Here is a 19,595-nt window from a genome sequence, read left to right on the forward strand (position 1 = left end):
GATGAACAAAGAGATTCTGCTAGTCGCTGAGGCGGTTTCAAATGAGAAGGCCGTACCGCGCGAAAAGATTTTTGAAGCGTTAGAAATAGCGTTAGCCACAGCAACCAAGAAAAAGTACGAAGGCGATATTGAAGTTCGTGTTGCTATCGATCGTAAGACTGGTGCATATGAAACTTTCCGTCGCTGGATGGTAGTAGACGATCATGGAGAAGCATTAGAAAATCCATTTCGTGAAATTACCCTAGAAGCGGCTCAATATGAAGATCCAGAGATCCAAGTCGGAGAATATATCGAAGATGAGATCGAATCTGTTGTCTTCGACCGTATAACGACCCAAACAGCAAAGCAAGTTATCGTACAAAAAGTACGAGAAGCTGAGCGTGCTCAAATCGTCGATCAGTTCCGTGAGAAAGAAGGCGAGTTGATAACAGGTGTCGTGAAGAAGAGTAACCGTGAAAGTGTTGTGGTTGATTTAGGTAATAATGCTGATGCAGTGTTGTTTAAAGAAGACCTGATCTCTCGTGAAAGCTTCCGTCCTGGTGACCGTGTTCGAGCATTACTTTATGCAGTGCGTCCAGAGGCTCGCGGTGCTCAGTTATTTTTAACTCGTACTAAGCCGGATATGCTTATTGAGCTTTTCCGTGTGGAAGTGCCTGAAATTGCTGATGAGATGATTGAGATTATGGGCGCTGCTCGTGATCCTGGTTCTCGCGCTAAGATTGCGGTTAAGTCAAATGACCGCCGCATCGATCCTATCGGTGCATGTGTTGGTATGCGAGGCGCTCGTGTTCAAGCCGTTTCTAATGAGCTTGGTGGTGAGCGTGTCGATATCGTTCTTTGGGATGATAACCCTGCACAATTTGTGATCAATGCAATGGCGCCAGCTGATGTGGCCTCTATTATCGTTGATGAAGATAATCACTCAATGGATATTGCCGTTGAAGCTGATTCTCTTGCGCAAGCAATTGGTCGTAATGGCCAGAATGTTCGTTTAGCGACCCAGTTATCGGGATGGGAGCTGAATGTAATGACAGTGGCTGATATGCAAGCTAAACACCAAGCAGAAAGTGCAAAGGTGGTTAACTTGTTTGTTGCCTCACTGGATGTCGATGAAGATTTTGCTCAAGTACTCGCTGATGAAGGCTTTACTTCATTAGAAGAGATTGCTTATGTTCCAGAGTCTGAACTTTTAGACATCGAAGGTTTTGACGAAGATGTCGTCGAAGCATTGAGAGAGCGTGCGAAAGCTGCTATCTCTACACGGGCTCTGGCGTCCGAAGAAGCACTTGATGGTGCTGAGCCGAGCGAAGATTTACTTGCCTTAGAGGGTTTAGAGCGTCATTTGGCGTATGTGTTGGCAAGTAAAGGCGTAATTACGCTTGAAGATTTAGCCGAACAAGGCATTGATGATTTGATCGAGATTGAAGAATTAACAGAACAAAAGGCTGGTGAGCTCATCATGGCAGCCCGCAATATCTGTTGGTTTGGCGAAGAAGCATAAGTCGATCAACAGAGGGGATTTAACAGATGGCAGATACTACAGTAGAAAAACTGGCCGCAGAAGTTGGAAAAACAGCAGATCGACTAGTCGAGCAGTTTTCTGAAGCAGGCATTAAAAAGAATAAAAGCGACACGGTTTCTGAACAAGAGAAGCAACAGTTACTTGATTTCTTAAAGAAACAACATGGCGGCGATGCTGCGCCAACTAAGATGACATTACAACGTAAGTCTGTATCAACACTGAGTGTTGCTGGCAGCGGTGGTCAATCTAAAGACGTTAAAGTCGAAGTTCGCAAAAAGCGCACTTTCGTAAAACGTGATGCAGCGGCCGATGCCGAGGCGGAAGCTAAAGCTAAGTTAGAAGCGGAAGCTAAAGCGACCGCAGAAGCTGAAGCTAAGGCAAAAGCAGAGGCAGAAGCTAAGGCAAAAGCCGAAGCCGATGCAGCAGCCAAAGCTAAGGCGAAGGCTGAAGCAGAAGCGAAAGCTAAAAAAGCTGCGGAAGCTAAGCCTGCTGTAGCTGAAACCGCTGAAGAGAAAGCGGCTAAGCTTGAAGAAGCTCGCTTACTTGCAGCGAAAGAAGCGGCAGCTAAGCAAAAGGTTGATGAAGAAGCGAAAGCGGCAGCCGAAGAAGCACGCCGACTCGCTGAAGAAAACGAGAAACGTTGGGCTGAAGAAGAGCGCATTCGTAAAGAATCAGAGAAGAGCGCCGATCATCATGTTACGACTTCAACTGAAGCTCGCGCTGCAGAAGATACCGCTGACATGAACGCTGAAAAGCGTGGCCGTCGCGCACGTAAACCTGCTGGCGGCAAGAAAGAAGTTGTCAATAAGAAACGTGGCGGCAGAGATAACCGCGGTGGTAGAGACCGTAATAGTCGTAACCAACGCAACGCTCCAGAGTCAATGGATCATGGTTTCAACAAGCCTGCAGCGGCTGTTAGCCGTGATGTAAGCATTGGTGAAACAGTTACTGTTGCTGAGTTAGCGCAGAAGATGGCGGTTAAAGCCACTGAGATCATCAAGCAGATGATGAAGATGGGTTCTATGGTTACGATTAACCAAGTGCTCGATCAAGAAACTGCTCAGATGGTTGCAGAAGAGATGGGTCACAAAGTGGTACTAACTCGTGAAAACGAATTAGAGCATCAAGTACTGGCTGATCGTGACGGCAATGTTAAAGTTGAGCCTCGCGCACCAGTAGTGACAATCATGGGTCACGTTGACCACGGTAAGACATCGCTACTCGATTATATTCGCCGTGCAAAAGTTGCATCTGGTGAAGCCGGTGGTATTACTCAGCACATTGGTGCATACCACGTTGAAACTGAAAACGGCATGATCACCTTCTTAGATACTCCTGGTCACGCGGCGTTCACCGCTATGCGTGCTCGTGGTGCTAAGGCGACTGATATTGTTATCTTGGTTGTTGCTGCCGATGATGGCGTAATGCCACAAACGATTGAAGCTATTCAGCACGCGAAAGCGGGCGGTGTACCGTTAATTGTTGCCGTTAACAAGATGGATAAGCCTGAAGCGGATCCAGATCGTGTTAAGTCTGAACTTTCACAGCATGGTGTTATGTCTGAAGATTGGGGCGGAAGCAACATGTTCTGTCACGTATCTGCCAAGTCTGGTGAAGGCATCGATGAGCTGCTTGAAGGTATCTTGCTAGAAGCGGAAGTACTTGAGCTTAAAGCTGTTCGTGAAGGTATGGCTGCTGGTGTGGTTGTCGAGTCTAAGCTTGATAAAGGCCGTGGTCCAGTTGCTACCGTATTGGTACAAGAAGGAACGCTTAAGCAAGGTGATATCGTTCTTTGTGGTCTTGAGTACGGTAAAGTCCGTGCGATGAAAGATGAGAATGGTAACTCGATCACTGAAGCTGGCCCATCTATTCCTGTAGAGATCTTAGGTCTTTCAGGTGTGCCATCAGCAGGTGATGAAGCAACGGTTGTACGTGATGAGCGTAAGGCTCGTGAAGTTGCACTTTACCGTCAAGGTAAGTTCCGCGATGTGAAACTAGCACGTCAGCAGAAGTCTAAGCTTGAAAACATGTTCGCTAACATGACCGACGGTGAAGTTCAGGAACTTAACATCGTGCTTAAAGCTGATGTTCAAGGTTCACTTGAAGCTATCTCTGATTCACTTAATAAACTCTCTACCGATGAAGTTAAAGTGAACATTATCGCTAGTGGTGTAGGTGGATTGACAGAGACTGACGCTTCACTTGCTGCTGCCTCTAATGCGATTATGGTTGGCTTTAATGTTCGTGCCGATGCACAAGCGCGTAAGACAATCGATAGCGAAAGTGTCGACCTTCGTTACTATAGCGTTATCTATCATCTTATAGATGAAGTTCGCGCTGCGATGGGCGGTATGCTTGCACCAGAATTTAGACAAGAGATCATTGGTCTTGCTGAAGTTCGAGACGTGTTTAAGTCGCCTAAGATTGGTGCTATTGCTGGTTGTATGGTTACCGAAGGTACTATCAAGCGTAGCGCTCCAATCCGTGTTCTTCGCGATAACGTGGTTATCTACGAAGGTGAACTTGAATCGTTACGTCGCTTCAAAGATGACGTCAACGAAGTTCGTAACGGTATGGAGTGTGGTATCGGCGTGAAGAACTATAATGACGTCAGAGTTGGCGATCAGATAGAGGTCTTTGAAACGGTCGAAATCGCTCGAACCTTATAATAGTAAAGGGCGGCGTAAGCCGCCTTTTTTAGTTAAGAGTGGCAATAATTATGGCAAAAGAATTTAGTCGTACTCGTCGTATTGCTCAGCAACTTCAACAAGAACTTGCTCAAGTGTTACAGCGTGATATTAAAGATCCTCGTATTGGAATGGTTACTGTTAACGATGTCGATGTGTCTCGAGATCTCAGTTATGCCAAGGTATATGTGACCTTCTTCGAAGAAGACAAAGCCGTGGTCGAGGAAAAGCTCGCGGCACTAGAGACAGCTGCAGGTTATGTGCGTTCGTTAGTGGCTGGTCGTATGAAACTGCGCGTTATGCCTGAGATTCGTTTTATTTATGATGCATCACTTGTTGAAGGTATGCGTATGTCTAACCTCGTCAGTCAGGTGATCAGTTCTGATCAGGCCAAGGCTCGTGAACATGGCAGTGATACCGAACAAGACGAAGAGCAAGGTGAAAAGTAATGGCGCGCAAACCTAAGGGTCGTTTTGTCGATGGTATAGTGCTGCTCGACAAAGACACTGGAATGAGCTCTAACTTTGCTCTGCAGCGTGTTAAGCGTATCTATAATGCCGCTAAAGCGGGTCATACTGGCGCTCTCGACCCATTAGCAACGGGAATGTTGCCAGTGTGTCTTGGTGAAGCGACTAAGTTTTCCCAGCATCTGCTTGATGCTGATAAGCGCTATTTAGTTACCGCTAAGCTTGGTGTGCGTACCGATACCAGTGACTCAGATGGTGAAGTGGTACAAACCCGCGAAATAGACTTTACCCAAGCTCAGCTGGACGAGGCATTAGAGTATTTTAGAGGGGATACTATGCAAGTTCCCTCAATGTACTCAGCATTGAAACATCAAGGTCAACCACTCTACAAATACGCTCGAGAAGGGATTGAGGTGCCGAGAGAGGCGCGTCCTATCACTGTGTATGAGCTTAATTTCATTAAGCTTGAAGGCGATGAGTTAACCTTAGATATTCACTGTTCTAAGGGCACTTATATCCGGACTATCACAGATGATCTCGGGGAAATGCTTGGTTGTGGCGCTCACGTTATCATGTTGCGTCGTACAGGCGTTGCTGGATACCCCTACGATAAGATGGTTTCGCTAGAACAGCTAGAGAACTTATTACAGAAGGCTCAGTCAGAGGAGCGTCCACCGAAAGAGTTGCTCGATCCTTTACTTCTACCGATGGATACCGCGGTGAGTGGCTTTAAAGAGATCAATGTCTCTGATGATATTGCTCACTATTTACTGAATGGTAATCCAGTTCAAGTGGCTAATTTACCCGTCGATGAGCTGGTGCGCATTACCATAGGTGATGAACGTAAATTTGTCGGCGTGGGTGCAATGAATGATGACGGCCTATTGGCACCAAAGCGTTTAATTGTATTACGAGACGAGCAAGCATAACGCTTGCAAGCTGGTTATAAAATAGGTACTATACCGCGCTCTCTTCGGCTGAGTTAGTGATCGGCTGAAGCATTTATATTATTTTGGAGAAAAACATGTCACTAAGTTCAGAAGTAAAAGCACAAATCTTGGCTGATTTCGGTCGTTGTGAGAATGACACTGGTTCTACTGAGGTTCAAGTAGCTCTTTTAACCGCACAGATCAACCATCTGCAAGGTCACTTTAAAGAGCACATCCATGATCATCACTCACGTCGTGGTTTGCTTCGTATGGTTAACTCTCGTCGTAAGCTTCTTGCTTACCTAAAGCGTACTGAAAACGTTCGCTACCAAGAGCTGATCAAAAAGCTAGGTCTACGTCGCTAATATTGCATTAGTGTACAGTAGTAAAAAAAGGAGGCTTAGCCTCCTTTTTTTATGCTTGAACTATGGCTAGTCAATATTATAGTTGGCTGATGGTTGCCGTTTTAGGGGCAATATATTTGTTTTCGAACTCATCCAATGGCAATGGCTGGCTGAAATAGAAGCCTTGTCCTATTTGACAGTCCATCTCTTTTAACCAAGCTAATTGCTGCTCATTCTCAATGCCTTCGGCCACAATATGCAGGTTAAGCTGTTTACCTAACATCAAAATTGTAGAGGCTATAGCGCTTTCATGAGGTAGATCGGTAACAAAGCAGCGGTCAATTTTCATGGTTGTGATCGGCAGATGTCTTAGGTACGAAAGCGATGAATATCCGGTTCCAAAGTCATCTACCGCAATGCCAAACCCTGCAGACTTTAGTTGTTCCAGTTTAGTGATTGCCAGCTCGATATCGTTCATTAATGAGGTTTCAGTGATTTCGACTTCGAGTAAATGGGGCTCAATCTGATATCTCAGTGATAACTGTTTGATATCGGGTACTAGGCTAGGGTCTGCAAATTGTTGTGAGGCGACGTTAACCGCGATTGGAACTGTATAGTTATAGCGTTTCTTCCAATGCTTAAGAGTCTTACAGGCTTCTTCTATTACCCAGCGGCCTAGTGGAATAATGATTCCAGTTTCTTCGGCGACAGGAATAAATGACATCGGGCTAATTAAACGGCCATCTTTCTTCCAACGAATAAGTGCTTCGCAGGCGATGACTTCTCCCGTCTTAATACAGAACTTTGGCTGGAAGTGCAGTAAAAACTCATTATTTTTTAGCGCGTCATGTAAGGATGCTTCGGTACGTAATCGAACCGCTGCACGCTCGGTCATCTGTTGTTTGAAAAATGCCCATTGATTAGACCCTGATGCTTTTGCGCTGTACATTGCGATGTCAGCATGGCGAATAAGGTCTTCTGCGGTTAATCCATCATCAGGGTAGATAGAGATACCGACTGAGGCGGCAGGGTGAATTGTATGTTCATTTAACTGCAGTGGAACGTTCAGTTGCATCAATAATTTGTCAACAAAATCGGCTGCTTGGTCTGGGGTACGGGCGTCATCGGCTAAAATCACAAACTCATCACCGCCAAGGCGTGCAACGGTTCCCCTGTCACCAACAACGCGCTCTAATATTCGCGCGATCCTCGCTAGGAATTGATCTCCCAGTGCATGTCCCAGAGAATCGTTGACGTTTTTAAAACGGTCTAAGTCGATAAACAACATGGTGAACTGGTGTTTATGTGCGCGTGCTCTTTGGATCGATACCGCGATAGTTTCAAGTAGCAGTGTTCTATTAGGCAGTCCTGTTAAAGGATCCCTTGTAGCCATACGGCGTAATTTGGTTTGTGTTTGACCAAATTGAATTAAGATTTGATTAAATTTTGATGTCACTAGTCCCAGTTCATCATCTTGATGGGCGGGAGACATAGGCAATAAATTTTCGTCAGGCAGTTCAGGATCGATTTTATCTATCGCTTCGCTGATCTCTGCAATCGGTTTAGTCAGGAATCGATGAAATAATATCGACAAGACTAACGTCACTAAGAGTGCTCGGGCTAGGGTTGCCAGAAAGCTAAATCTAAGTTGAGAAAATAGTGAGTCTGTGAGTTCTTGGGTGTTATAAAATATGGTGAGTATACCGATAACTTGCTGTTTATCAGTGCCTTCGAAAAATGATGGTCGGTATAAAGTGCGAGAAATTTGTTTCAGATCGCCGAACAGTTTTTGACTTAGCTTTCGTACTAACGCGTTGTCGGTAGATGGATTGTTCATCGATACGAAGATGCTGCCGTCGTCGAGTTCAATTAATGCTTCTCCGACGTGCTCGACTTTTAGTACACCTTCTAAGGTTTGAGTGGCTAAATTGTCGTCTAACGCCCAAACCGCATTTGCGGCGGGTTGTTCTATTGAATTAAGTAGTTCCTCTTGAGAAGCGGTCAGTTGTTGGCGAGCGGATATTCCGACTAAAGCGATTTCGACGATGAAAATGGCAAAGGCAAAAAACATCGCTGAAAACACGACTAAAGTCGTTTGTTTCCATGTCAATGATTTAAATTTAGCGCTCATTTGCCACTCCTCTATACCTGATTGGTGACTCTTCACATTCTATTGTCATAGAAAAAGCAGCGATTGATGACGAAAATTGCCTTATATAACTACTTTAGAGAAAAGATTCAGCTTTGTCATCTACATGTGCTCTTTATCTATTGATTAGACTTGAAGTATACTTACCCGCGAAAATAAGGTTATTAAATTAAGGAATGGTTCACGTGAATCCAATCGTAAAAAGTTTTGAATATGGTCAACATACAGTCACGCTAGAGACTGGGGTTATTGCACGTCAAGCTGACGCTGCTGTTTTAGCAAGTATGGGTGATACTACAGTTTTAGTAACTGTTGTCGGAAAGAAAGCTGAAGAGCCAGGTCGTGACTTTTTTCCATTAACCGTTAACTACCAAGAAAAGACATATGCTGCTGGTAAAATCCCTGGTGGATTTTTTAAGCGTGAAGGCCGTCCATCTGAAGGTGAAACATTAACAGCACGTCTTATTGACCGTCCAATTCGTCCATTATTCCCTAACGGCTTTAAGAACGAAGTTCAGGTCATCATTACTGTAGTTTCCGTTGATCCAGAAATTAGCCCTGAAGTTATCTCTATGATTGGTACTTCAGCAGCACTGTCTATCTCAGGTATTCCATTTAATGGTCCACTCGGTTCGGCTCGTGTCGGCTATGTGAACGGCGAATACATCCTAAACCCAACCGTTTCTCAGCTAGTTGACAGCGAACTTGAATTGTCAGTTGCGGGTACTGAAAACGCAGTACTTATGGTTGAGTCTGAAGCGAACGCGCTTCCTGAAGAAGTCATGTTGGGTGCTGTGGTTTATGGCCATGAACAACAACAAGTCGTTATTGAGGCAATTAAAGAACTACGCGCTGAAGTTAACAAACCAGTATGGGATTGGGCTGCACCAGTTCAAGACCAAGATTTGGTTGCTAAGATCAAAGATTTGGCTGAAGTGGGTTTAACCGAAGCTTACCAAATTCAAGTTAAGCAAGACCGTTACGTTCAAGTCGGTGTTGTTAAAACAGCAGCTAAAGAAGCATTATTAGCTGAAAACCCAGACGCAAACACACGCGAAATCGACGGCCTTCTAGCTAGCCTAGAGAAGAAAGTGGTTCGTAGCCGTATCATCGCAGGCAACCCTCGTATCGATGGCCGCGAACCAGATATGATCCGCGCACTAAACGTAATGGCTGGTGTATTGCCACGTACTCACGGTAGCTCACTGTTTACTCGTGGTGAAACTCAGGCGTTAGTGACTTGTACTTTAGGTACTGAGCGTGATGCACAGAAGATTGATAGCATCATGGGCGAATACACCAATCGCTTTATGCTTCACTATAACTTCCCTCCATACTCTGTTGGTGAAACAGGTATGGTTGGTTCGCCAAAGCGTCGTGAAATTGGTCACGGTAAGCTAGCTTGGCGTGGTATTAAAGCTGTTATGCCAACGGCTGAAGAGTTCCCATACAGCGTTCGCGTAGTATCTGAAATCACTGAATCTAACGGTTCAAGCTCTATGGCTTCAGTTTGTGGTACTTCACTAGCGCTTATGGATGCCGGTGTACCAATCAAGACTTCTGTCGCTGGTATCGCTATGGGTCTAGTTAAAGAAGGTGACGATTTCGTCGTACTTTCTGATATTCTAGGCGATGAAGATCACTTAGGTGACATGGACTTTAAAGTAGCGGGTACTCGTGACGGTATTACTGCACTGCAGATGGATATCAAGATCGAAGGTATCACGCAAGAGATCATGCAAATTGCACTTCAGCAAGCCTATGGTGCTCGTGTACATATCCTAAACGTGATGGACCAAGCGATTTCAGGTCACCGTGAAGAGATCTCTGACCACGCTCCTCGTATCACCACCATCAAGATCAACCCTGAAAAGATCCGTGATGTGATTGGTAAAGGCGGTGCGACAATTCGTGCGTTGACTGAAGAGACTGGCACCACAATCGAACTTGATGACGATGGTACAGTGAAAATCGCTTCTTCAAATGGTGAAGCGACTCAAGAAGCGATTCGTCGTATTCAAGAGATCACTGCTGAAGTTGAAGTGGGCACTGTGTACAACGGTAAAGTGGTTCGTATCGTTGACTTCGGTGCATTTGTTACCATTCTTCCTGGTAAAGATGGTCTAGTACACATTTCTCAAATCGCTGAAGAGCGTGTTGCAAATGTTTCTGATTACCTAGAAGTTGGCCAAGAAGTGAAAGTTAAGGTGATGGAAGTGGATCGCCAAGGTCGAGTTCGTCTTTCAATGAAAGAAGCTCAGCCTAAAGAAGAAGCTGCTAGCGAATAATCGTTAATAGTTTGAAGAAAGGAGACCATTAGGTCTCCTTTTTTATTGGTTTTTTATAAATGCAGATAGCCGTTAGTATTTGGGATTGCTATGATTGAGGCTAATGCTGAAGTTAAAAGGTTAAATGGATGACTTATAAATTGCGCTCAGCCACAGTAGCGGTTATGGCTGGTCTTAGTATGTTGCTAACAGGATGTGTATCAACTCAATCAGACGCCAGTGCTGAGCAGGGCAAGCTAATGGTTGCCCCCGTAATGCCGGATTATAAGTTAGAAGTGACTTTAGCAAGACTTAACGATATTTTGACCTCTGCCGAATTGACTCCCGATCAGCGTGCGCGGTTTCATTATGATCGCGGTGTTATTTACGATAGCGTTGGCCTACGTATTCTCAGTCGTATTGATTTTCATCAGTCATTAAAGCTGCAACCTAATTTAGCCGATGCATATAACTTTATCGGGATCTACTATACCCAAGAGGGAGAGTTTGAAAGTGCTTATGAGGCTTTCGATGCCGTACTTGAGTTGTCGCCTGATTATGATTATGCCTATTTAAATCGCGGTATAGCACTTTATTATGGTGAACGTAATGATCTGGCTACCGCCGATATGCAAAGCTTTTATCAGGGGGATGAGCAAGATGGTTATCGTGTCTTGTGGCTTTATATCATCGAAGCGAACGGAGATGCAGAGCTTGCTAAAACGCACCTTATTGAACGTCGAGCAAAGTTAGCCGACAATGCATGGGCGACGACCTTAGTGGATTATTATCTGGGTAAGGTGAGTAAGACGGAGGTTTTTAGTATCGCAAAGCAAGGACTTAGTCACCCTAATGAATATGCAGAGCGTCTTTGCGAAGCCTATTTTTATCTAGCGAAAGTCGCCCAGAAACAGGGCGAGTATAGCGATGCAGCTAATTACTTCAGGCTTGCGCTTGCGACCAATATTTATGATTTCGTCGAACACAGATATGCACGTGTCGAACTTGCAAAAATGAGCCAAGTATTAGAGCAAGAGTAATTATTGATTCTCGGTAATGCTAGCCTTCGTCTTTGCGAAGGCTTTTTTCTACATAGTCGTAGTTCCAAAAATATTTTGTTATAGCCTCAATTCTATTAGGGCTCTATTGACGACTAACAGACTAGCCATCACACCACCTAGGCGCTATAATTGCCGGCTTTTAGCACTCCATCATTCGCAGGTAACCATGTCAGGCTATAAAGTTGAAGTCGACAAGCGTCGTACTTTCGCCATCATCTCGCACCCAGATGCGGGTAAAACTACCATCACTGAAAAAGTATTGTTGTTCGGAAACGCGCTACAAAAGGCTGGTACAGTTAAGGGCAAAAAGTCGGGTCAACACGCTAAGTCGGACTGGATGGAGATGGAAAAAGATCGCGGTATTTCGATCACTACCTCTGTGATGCAGTTTCCTTATCACGATGCGCTCGTCAATCTGCTCGATACCCCAGGTCACGAAGACTTCTCCGAGGATACCTATCGTACTCTGACGGCAGTAGACTCCTGTTTAATGGTTATCGACTCGGCCAAAGGTGTTGAGCAGCGCACCATTAAATTGATGGAAGTGACACGTCTGCGTGATACGCCCATTGTCACCTTTATGAACAAACTCGACCGCGATATTCGTGATCCTATCGAGTTGATGGATGAAGTTGAAGATGTGCTTAATATCGCCTGTGCGCCTATTACTTGGCCTATTGGAGCAGGTAAAGAGTTTAAAGGCGTCTATCATCTGTTGCGTGATGAAGTGATTCTGTATCAAAACGGTATGGGGCATACGATTCAAAATTCTCGCGTTATTAAAGGTTTAGATAATCCAGAGTTAGATGCAGCTATCGGCAGCTACGCTCAAGAGATCCGTGATGAGATGGAGTTGGTGCTTGGTGCATCAAACGAATTTGATTTAGATGCTTTCCTTAAGGGGGAGCTTACTCCAGTATTTTTCGGTACCGCACTGGGCAATTTTGGTGTTGATCATATCCTCGATGGCATCGTTGAGTGGGCGCCTCGTCCACAGCCGCGTGAAACTGATGTTAAAGTGGTAGAGCCAGAAGATACTAAGTTCAGTGGCTTCGTTTTTAAGATCCAAGCGAACATGGATCCAAAGCATCGAGATCGGGTTGCTTTTATGCGGGTTTGTTCTGGCCGTTATGAGCAAGGCATGAAAATGCATCATGTACGTATAGGCAAAGATGTTAACGTGAGTGACGCGTTAACCTTTATGGCTGGGGATCGTAACCGAGCCGAAGCGGCATATCCTGGTGATATTATCGGTTTACATAATCACGGCACCATTCGTATTGGTGATACTTTTACCCAAGGTGAGAAGCTACGCTTTACAGGTATTCCTAACTTTGCGCCAGAGATGTTCCGCCGTATTCGTCTCAAAGACCCGTTAAAGCAGAAGCAGTTGCTAAAGGGGCTTGTACAACTTTCGGAAGAGGGCGCCGTGCAGGTCTTTAGGCCGCTCGATTCCAATGATTTGATTGTTGGCGCCGTGGGTGTACTTCAGTTTGAAGTTGTTGTACAACGTCTAAAGAGTGAATATAAAGTCGAAGCTATCTATGAAGCTATCAGCGTGGCAACGGCGCGTTGGGTTTATTGTGATGATCACAAGAAACTTGATGAATTTAAGCGTAAGTGCAGCAATAATCTTGCACTAGATGGTGGTGATAATCTCACTTATGTTGCGCCAACTATGGTTAATTTAAACTTATCGATGGAACGTTATCCCGACATAGAGTTTGCCAAAACGCGAGAGAACTAAGCGTTAAAGCTATATTAAAAAGCAGATTCGTCTGCTTTTTTTGTGCCTAAAGTTTCCCCGTTTTGATAAGGTGAATTTAAAACTGGAGAGGGAGAAGGCTATGATCGTAAAGTGGTGGCGAGCCTATATCACTTGGTGTGACAAGATGGGGTTGACCCAAGATAACAAGCGTTGCTGCGTCCCAAATCTATCGGATCCGCCTTTAAAAAAAACGCGAAAAAACGCAGAGCCGTCCGTCGATGAGACTAAAGACAATGCCAAATGATCTGCTAAAAGTGTTCGATAGCCATATTCACCTAGATTTTGATGCGTTTGAACCACTGCGAGAGCGACTCGTTGGACAAATGAGAAAGCAAGGCTTGGTTGACGCCGTCATTCCTGGGGTGTCTGTCGAGGGTTGGGGAAAGTTAATTGATATAGCTAAGCAGTACCAATGTCATTATGGCTTAGGTATTCATCCTTGGTATTGCAATGAAGATTGGCAAGCAGATGTTGTATCACTTGAGCAATATCTTGCGGTGAACCGCCGTGATCTATCTTTGGTGGCGATCGGTGAGTGTGGATTAGATGGTTTTCATCGCGATAATTGGCAGTGGCAACTGCCCTGTTTTGAAGCTCACTTGGTTTTAGCCCAACGTTATCAGTTACCCGTCATTATCCATAGTGTTAAAGCGCATAATGAAGTACTTGAGTTGCTTAAACGTTATCCGTTAGAAAACGGCGGAGTGATCCATGGCTTTTATGGTGGCTCTGAGTTGGCTAAAAGGTACCTGAATGTGGGTATGAAGTTGGGTATTGGACATCTCTTGCTAGACGAAAAAGCCAAGAAATTACCGGAAACGATTGTCAACTTACCATTGACATCTTTTGTCATTGAGACTGATTTAGCACTTATTTCTAGTAAGAAAGAAGTAGGGATTGCCGATGAAATCAACGGATCAAGCTTAATTTTGCATTTGCTAATTGAGAAAATCGCTAATTTACAAAAAAAATCTTGCGTTCTAGTATCAGAACAAGTGTTTCAAAATACACTGCAACTCTTTGAACTCTAGTTTATTTTAAAAAAAACAGATGTAAATCGCATCAACTTTTTTTTATAACACCTTGAAATAAAACTTCAAAAACTTGATCAAAACGACGATTTTAACCATTCCGTCTAGTATAATCTGACGGTGAAAAAGGTTGGTTAACAACATAATTAAAAAGTATTAACAATAGGGTGATGGTTAATGGATATTTTAATGAGTTTAGTAGGGGTGGTCACCTTACTTGCAATAGGTTTCTTGTTCTCTAATAACAAAAAAGCTATTAACGTTCGTACCGTTTTCGGTGCGTTAGCAATTCAAGCGTTCTTCGCTGGTTTCGTTTTATATGTGCCAGTAGGTAAGGACATCCTAAAAGGTGTTTCTGATGGCGTATCTAGCGTGATCAGTTATGCTCAAAATGGTATTAACTTTCTATTCGGTGATTTAGCCCAATTTAAAGTTGGTTTCATTTTCGCGATTAACGTTTTACCAGTTATCGTTTTCTTCTCTTCTTTAATCGCTGTGCTTTACTACCTAGGCATTATGCAATGGATCATCCGTATTATCGGTGGTGGTCTACAAAAAGCATTAGGTACAAGCCGCACAGAGTCTATGTCAGCAACTGCTAACATCTTCGTTGGTCAAACTGAAGCACCACTAGTGGTTCGTCCGTTTATCGCGACTATGACTCAGTCTGAATTATTTGCCATCATGGTTGGTGGTCTAGCATCTATTGCTGGTTCAGTACTTGCTGGTTATGCGCAGATGGGTGTACCTATTGAATACCTAGTTGCAGCGTCATTCATGGCGGCTCCTGGTGGTCTATTAATGGCTAAGCTTATGCATCCAGAAACAGATAAAACTGTTAATGAGATGGATGATCTTCCAGAAGATCCAGATAAGCCAGCGAACGTATTAGACGCAGCAGCAGCTGGTGCTTCATCTGGTATGCACCTAGCACTAAACGTTGGTGCAATGTTGATCGCTTTCGTAGGCTTAATTGCTATGATCAACGGTATCATCGGTGGTGTTACAGGTCTATTCGGCGCAGAAGGCATCACGCTTGAGCTGATACTTGGCTATATTTTTATGCCTTTAGCATTCCTAATCGGTGTACCTTGGAACGAGGCACTTGTTGCAGGTTCTTTCATCGGTCAGAAGATAGTTGTTAACGAATTCGTTGCTTACCTAAACTTTGCTCCATACCTAAAAGATGTTGCTGATGGCGGTTTGTTGGTTGAAGCGACTAATGCTGTAATGACTGATAGAACTAAAGCTATCATCTCATTCGCACTATGTGGATTTGCTAACTTGTCTTCAATCGCTATTCTATTAGGTGGTCTAGGAGCCATGGCACCAACACGTCGTCATGACTTAGCAAAACTAGGTTTACGTGCGGTAGTTGCTGGTTCTCTAGCTAACTTGATGAGTGCGACGCTAGCAGGTTTATTCCTAGCGTTATAAGTCTCAGGTAATTCCTTGGGGGGATGCCCCTGAACTGTGACTCTGCCCAGCAGGGCAGAGTCAAAGTTAACCTAACCATTTTTCAACGAATTTGTTACAAACGGCGTGACTTCTATTACCAAAATAGAGGCGCTATGTGCAAACAAACTAAGGCGGAGTTTGTGAGTTAGCTCAAGATATACCGCCAAATCAGAAGTTTGTTTTACTGTTAAGATATAGTGTTCGCATTTTTACGTTAATTGTATTGTGATTTAATAAAATTTGAGTAAAATGCGCCGCAAATAAGTTAAAAAACTTAAGTAAAAAACGCTGACTCGTTAAGAGCAGTAAAACCATAAAATAATGGGGTTGATGATGAAAAACGTTAAAACTTTAGCTTTAGCTGCTACAGCAGTAGCTGCAATGTCAGGAAACGCTTTCGCAGCTGATCGCTCAGACCTTCATGGTAGCGATTACAAGTGGATGCAGTTCAATGCAATGTACTCTGTAGGTGAGAAGCCTGATAACCCAGCATCAGGTGATCAGCACAACTATCTAGAGATGGAATTTGGCGGCCGCTCTGGTGTCTTTGATCTTTATGGCTATGTTGATGTATTCAACCTAGGCACTCAAACTTCAAGCAACGGTGACAAGAACCCAGGTTCTGGTACTAGTAAGTTGTTCATGAAGTTTGCTCCTCGTGTATCTATCGATGCAATCACAGGCAAGGACCTGTCTTTCGGCCCTATTCAAGAAGTTTACTTCTCAACGCTATTTAACTGGGATGGTTTAAACGGCAATGGTGTAAATAGCTCATTCTGGGGTGTTGGTGCAGACGTAATGGTGCCTTGGTTAGGCAAAACTGGCATGAACCTATACGGTTTTTATGACCTGAACGCTAAAGAGTGGAACGGTTACCAGTTCTCTGCCAACTGGTTCAAGCCTTTCTACTTCTTCGAAAACAAGAGCTTCCTATCTTTCCAAGGCTATGTTGATTACCAATTTGGTGCTGATGAAGATAAGGCTGCTTTCGTTCCTAAGACGTCAAGTGGTGGTGCAGCCTTCTTTGGTCTGTACTGGCACTCAGATCGTTACGCACTTGGTTATGGTCTAAAAGGCTTCAAAGACGTTTATCTGTTAGAAGATGGAGCTGGCGCTTTAGCACTTGAGTCTACTGGCTGGTCTCATTACTTCTCTGCAACTTACAAGTTCTAAGAATAGAATAAGTAAGTATTGGAGCCGTGATTATACGGCTCCAATTAACCATCAAATTTAATGTTTATTTCATTGTTTGATGGTTAATCTATATCTAAGTATGAACTATATTGATAGAGCTTATTTAGATAAAGGTTAATAGTTTTACGCGCTAAAATGGATTTTTCGCGGAAAGGCAGGAACACTGCTCTACAGTGATAATAACTCAGTTCCCCTTCCCGGTCTTCAAGGATTCAAGTCGTGACCCTGTGTCAGGATCGCTATCGAGGTGACTCGAGGCATTGAATACCTGAATAAGTAAACTTTAGTCAGGTGTATTAATCAGATTTTGTATTAATACGCATTAGACAAGATTTACGGCAACGCCTGAAGGCCCGGCCATAACAATAATCAAAATAATGCCAACTCTTAGGTGCTGTCATACGTCTATTTCTTTTTTTAGTATTTGAATGAATTAATTACGTTTCGGAGAGCTATTATGAGCGATTTAAAAAAAGCAGCACAAAAAGCCATTGAATTGATGGATCTTACTACCTTGAATGACGACGATACCGATCAGAAAGTGATTGAGTTGTGTCATAAGGCTAAAACTCCTGCAGGTAATACCGCTGCTATTTGTATTTATCCTCGTTTTATTCCTATTGCGCGTAAAACGCTAAACGAGATGGGTTGTGAAGAGATCAAAATTGCCACGGTAACTAATTTCCCCCATGGTAACGATGATATTGCTATTGCAGTTTTAGAAACCCGTGCAGCTGTCGCTTATGGTGCAGATGAAGTTGATGTGGTATTCCCATATCGAGCATTGATGGCGGGTAATGAAACTGTTGGTTATGAGCTAGTTAAAGCGTGTAAAGAAGCCTGTGGTGACGACGTTCTTTTGAAAGTCATCATTGAATCGGGTGTGCTTCAAGATCCAGCGCTTATTCGTAAAGCATCAGAATTATCAATCGATGCAGGTGCGGACTTCATTAAGACCTCTACTGGTAAAGTTGAAGTGAATGCGACGTTAGAAGCGGCTGAGATCATGATGACGGTTATCAGCGAAAAGAACCCTAAGGTTGGCTTTAAGCCTGCTGGTGGCGTGCGTGACGCTGCAGCCGCTGATGAGTTTTTAGCTCTTGCAGCCCGTCTTTTAGGTGACGATTGGGCAACGCCTCGTACCTTCCGTTTTGGTGCGTCAAGCCTATTAGTTAACCTACTTCATACATTAGATCTAGGTGATGCGCCAAAAGGTCCTCAAGGTTACTAAATATAGCGTTGGCTTTATTAGTTAAGCGTGATCTAAATCTATTTGAAGACGTCAAAACTAGTTTATATTAAATGTAGTTTAATTACGGTTTTGACGTCTTATAAAAGAGTTTGTCACCTAGAAAGAAATTTTGTGACAAACTTGGAGGCAGTACTATGTTTCTAGCACAAGAGATAATTCGTAAAAAGCGCAACGGCGAAGCGTTAACGACTCAAGAGATCCAGTTCTTCGTTAAAGGGATCACTGATAACAGCGTATCAGAAGGGCAAATTGCTGCACTTGGTATGGCTGTTTACTTTAATGATATGAACATGGATGAACGTATCGCATTAACCACTTCTATGCGTGATTCTGGCACAGTGCTCAATTGGAAGAATCTCGGCTTAGATGGTCCCATTATCGATAAGCACAGTACTGGTGGTGTCGGTGATGTGATAAGTCTAATGCTCGGCCCCATGGCGGCAGCATGTGGTGGTTATGTTCCAATGATTTCTGGTCGTGGCTTAGGACATACTGGAGGCACTCTCGATAAATTTGATGCCATCCCTGGTTATCAAACCGAGCCCGACAGTGCACTTTTCCGTAAAGTGGTAAAAGAAGCTGGCGTTGCCATTATCGGTCAAACTGGTGACCTCGTTCCTGCTGATAAACGTTTCTATTCTATTCGCGATAACACCGCAACTGTTGAATCAATCTCCCTTATTACAGCGTCAATTCTTTCTAAAAAGCTCGCCGCTGGTCTAGATGCACTTGCTATGGATGTTAAAGTCGGCAGTGGCGCATTTATGCCGACCTATGAAGCATCAGAAGAGTTAGCTCGCAGTATTACGGCTGTAGCCAATGGTGCGGGTACGCGTACTACCGCTCTCTTGACCGACATGAATCAGGTTTTGGCTTCTTGCGCCGGTAATGCAGTTGAAGTCAAAGAAGCGATTGATTTCTTAACGGGTAAGTATCGTAACCCACGTCTTTATGAAGTCACTATGGGGTTATGTGCTGAGATGCTCCAGCTGGGTGGTCTAGCGGAAAATGAAGCTGAAGCTCGTCTTAAGCTAAACCAAGTGCTTGATAACGGTAAAGCTGCTGATATCTTTGGCCGTATGATCTCAGGACTTGGCGGTCCAGCAGACTTTATCGAAAACTACAGTAAGTATCTTCCTCAATCTCAGATTATTCGTCCTGTTTATGCTGATAGATCCGGTTTTGCCTCTTCGATGGATACCCGTGAACTAGGGCTAGCCGTCGTTACTTTAGGTGGCGGTCGTCGCAAACCAGGTGATGCTTTAGACTATAGCGTTGGTTTAACCCAAGTATGTGCTTTGGGAGATGAGATTGTGGCTGATAAGCCAATTGCGATGATTCATGCGCAATCGGAAAGTGCGTTTGAAGATGCGGCTGCGGCCGTGAAGAAAGCGATTCATATTGGCGATAGTGCGCCAGAGAAAACACCAGAGATCTATCGTTACATTCGTCAAGAAGATCTCTAG

At 44.0% G+C, this 19,595-nt stretch carries 15 protein-coding genes; 14 read left to right on the plus strand and 1 reads right to left on the minus strand.

Going from position 1 to position 19,595, the window contains the following annotated elements; genetic code table 11:
* Window position 1: 1 nt before the first annotated feature.
* The 5 genes from nusA (at window position 2) to rpsO (ending at window position 5,970) form a co-directional block, all read left to right on the plus strand.
* Window positions 2-1,501, plus strand: coding sequence for a transcription termination factor NusA (gene nusA / locus K0I73_RS05305; protein ID WP_220063467.1), 1,500 nt, complete (start codon window positions 2-4; stop codon window positions 1,499-1,501).
* A gap of 26 nt (window positions 1,502-1,527) precedes the next feature.
* Entirely contained in the window at window positions 1,528-4,191 is a 2,664-nt protein-coding gene (gene infB, locus K0I73_RS05310) for a translation initiation factor IF-2 (protein WP_220063468.1), read from the plus strand.
* Window positions 4,192-4,241: 50 nt separating this feature from the next.
* Window positions 4,242-4,658 (plus strand): 30S ribosome-binding factor RbfA, encoded by a 417-nt coding sequence (gene rbfA, locus K0I73_RS05315; RefSeq protein WP_220063469.1) that lies wholly within the window; start codon window positions 4,242-4,244, stop codon window positions 4,656-4,658.
* Window positions 4,658-5,605, plus strand: a complete 948-nt coding sequence (gene truB / locus K0I73_RS05320) for a tRNA pseudouridine(55) synthase TruB (protein WP_220063470.1) — start codon at window positions 4,658-4,660, stop codon at window positions 5,603-5,605. The genes rbfA and truB overlap by 1 nt, the downstream gene beginning before the upstream one ends.
* Window positions 5,606-5,700: 95 nt before the next feature.
* Window positions 5,701-5,970, plus strand: a complete 270-nt coding sequence (gene rpsO, locus K0I73_RS05325; protein ID WP_220063471.1) for a 30S ribosomal protein S15 — start codon at window positions 5,701-5,703, stop codon at window positions 5,968-5,970.
* Between the two features lie 76 nt (window positions 5,971-6,046).
* On the opposite strand, the gene K0I73_RS05330 is transcribed toward rpsO, so the two are convergent.
* Window positions 6,047-8,080 (minus strand): putative bifunctional diguanylate cyclase/phosphodiesterase, encoded by a 2,034-nt coding sequence (locus K0I73_RS05330; protein ID WP_220063472.1) that lies wholly within the window; start codon window positions 8,078-8,080, stop codon window positions 6,047-6,049.
* Window positions 8,081-8,283: 203 nt separating this feature from the next.
* Between K0I73_RS05330 and pnp the strand changes: the two genes are divergently transcribed.
* The 9 genes from pnp to deoA all read left to right on the plus strand — a co-directional run bounded on the left by pnp (window position 8,284) and on the right by deoA (window position 19,595).
* Window positions 8,284-10,386 carry a polyribonucleotide nucleotidyltransferase gene (pnp, locus tag K0I73_RS05335; protein WP_220063473.1) on the plus strand — a complete coding sequence of 701 codons (2,103 nt, stop codon included), beginning with the start codon at window positions 8,284-8,286 and terminating at the stop codon, window positions 10,384-10,386.
* 128 nt (window positions 10,387-10,514) lie between these two features.
* On the plus strand, window positions 10,515-11,405 hold the full coding sequence (nlpI, locus tag K0I73_RS05340) for a lipoprotein NlpI (RefSeq protein WP_220063474.1): 891 nt from the start codon (window positions 10,515-10,517) through the stop codon (window positions 11,403-11,405).
* 187 nt (window positions 11,406-11,592) lie between these two features.
* Window positions 11,593-13,173, plus strand: a complete 1,581-nt coding sequence (prfC, locus tag K0I73_RS05345; protein WP_220063475.1) for a peptide chain release factor 3 — start codon at window positions 11,593-11,595, stop codon at window positions 13,171-13,173.
* Window positions 13,174-13,273: 100 nt separating this feature from the next.
* Window positions 13,274-13,438 (plus strand): DUF5363 family protein, encoded by a 165-nt coding sequence (locus K0I73_RS05350; protein ID WP_220063476.1) that lies wholly within the window; start codon window positions 13,274-13,276, stop codon window positions 13,436-13,438.
* Window positions 13,413-14,225, plus strand: a complete 813-nt coding sequence (locus K0I73_RS05355; RefSeq protein ID WP_258405298.1) for a TatD family hydrolase — start codon at window positions 13,413-13,415, stop codon at window positions 14,223-14,225. The genes K0I73_RS05350 and K0I73_RS05355 overlap by 26 nt, the downstream gene beginning before the upstream one ends.
* 177 nt (window positions 14,226-14,402) lie before the next feature.
* Window positions 14,403-15,662, plus strand: coding sequence for a NupC/NupG family nucleoside CNT transporter (locus K0I73_RS05360; protein WP_220063477.1), 1,260 nt, complete (start codon window positions 14,403-14,405; stop codon window positions 15,660-15,662).
* Between the two features lie 354 nt (window positions 15,663-16,016).
* Entirely contained in the window at window positions 16,017-16,856 is an 840-nt protein-coding gene (locus tag K0I73_RS05365) for a nucleoside-specific channel-forming Tsx family protein (RefSeq protein WP_220064272.1), read from the plus strand.
* A gap of 478 nt (window positions 16,857-17,334) precedes the next feature.
* Complete coding sequence (deoC, locus tag K0I73_RS05370) at window positions 17,335-18,108, plus strand: deoxyribose-phosphate aldolase (protein ID WP_220063478.1); 774 nt, start codon at window positions 17,335-17,337, stop codon at window positions 18,106-18,108.
* A gap of 155 nt (window positions 18,109-18,263) precedes the next feature.
* Window positions 18,264-19,595, plus strand: a complete 1,332-nt coding sequence (gene deoA, locus K0I73_RS05375) for a thymidine phosphorylase (protein ID WP_220063479.1) — start codon at window positions 18,264-18,266, stop codon at window positions 19,593-19,595.

The organism is Shewanella mesophila, from assembly GCF_019457515.1.
Taxonomy (GTDB): Bacteria; Pseudomonadota; Gammaproteobacteria; order Enterobacterales; family Shewanellaceae; genus Shewanella; species Shewanella mesophila.

Bases quoted from the DNA above. Each gene is read 5' to 3' on its own strand.
- rbfA (WP_220063469.1), top strand. From the start codon at position 4,242: ATGGCAAAAGAATTTAGTCGTACTCGTCGTATTGCTCAGCAACTTCAA.
- K0I73_RS05360 (WP_220063477.1), top strand. From the start codon at position 14,403: ATGGATATTTTAATGAGTTTAGTAGGGGTGGTCACCTTACTTGCAATA.
- K0I73_RS05355 (WP_258405298.1), top strand. From the start codon at position 13,413: ATGAGACTAAAGACAATGCCAAATGATCTGCTAAAAGTGTTCGATAGC.
- nusA (WP_220063467.1), top strand. From the start codon at position 2: ATGAACAAAGAGATTCTGCTAGTCGCTGAGGCGGTTTCAAATGAGAAG.
- deoC (WP_220063478.1), top strand. From the start codon at position 17,335: ATGAGCGATTTAAAAAAAGCAGCACAAAAAGCCATTGAATTGATGGAT.
- nlpI (WP_220063474.1), top strand. From the start codon at position 10,515: ATGACTTATAAATTGCGCTCAGCCACAGTAGCGGTTATGGCTGGTCTT.
- K0I73_RS05350 (WP_220063476.1), top strand. From the start codon at position 13,274: ATGATCGTAAAGTGGTGGCGAGCCTATATCACTTGGTGTGACAAGATG.
- infB (WP_220063468.1), top strand. From the start codon at position 1,528: ATGGCAGATACTACAGTAGAAAAACTGGCCGCAGAAGTTGGAAAAACA.
- truB (WP_220063470.1), top strand. From the start codon at position 4,658: ATGGCGCGCAAACCTAAGGGTCGTTTTGTCGATGGTATAGTGCTGCTC.
- deoA (WP_220063479.1), top strand. From the start codon at position 18,264: ATGTTTCTAGCACAAGAGATAATTCGTAAAAAGCGCAACGGCGAAGCG.
- K0I73_RS05365 (WP_220064272.1), top strand. From the start codon at position 16,017: ATGAAAAACGTTAAAACTTTAGCTTTAGCTGCTACAGCAGTAGCTGCA.
- K0I73_RS05330 (WP_220063472.1), bottom strand. From the start codon at position 8,080: ATGAGCGCTAAATTTAAATCATTGACATGGAAACAAACGACTTTAGTC.
- rpsO (WP_220063471.1), top strand. From the start codon at position 5,701: ATGTCACTAAGTTCAGAAGTAAAAGCACAAATCTTGGCTGATTTCGGT.
- prfC (WP_220063475.1), top strand. From the start codon at position 11,593: ATGTCAGGCTATAAAGTTGAAGTCGACAAGCGTCGTACTTTCGCCATC.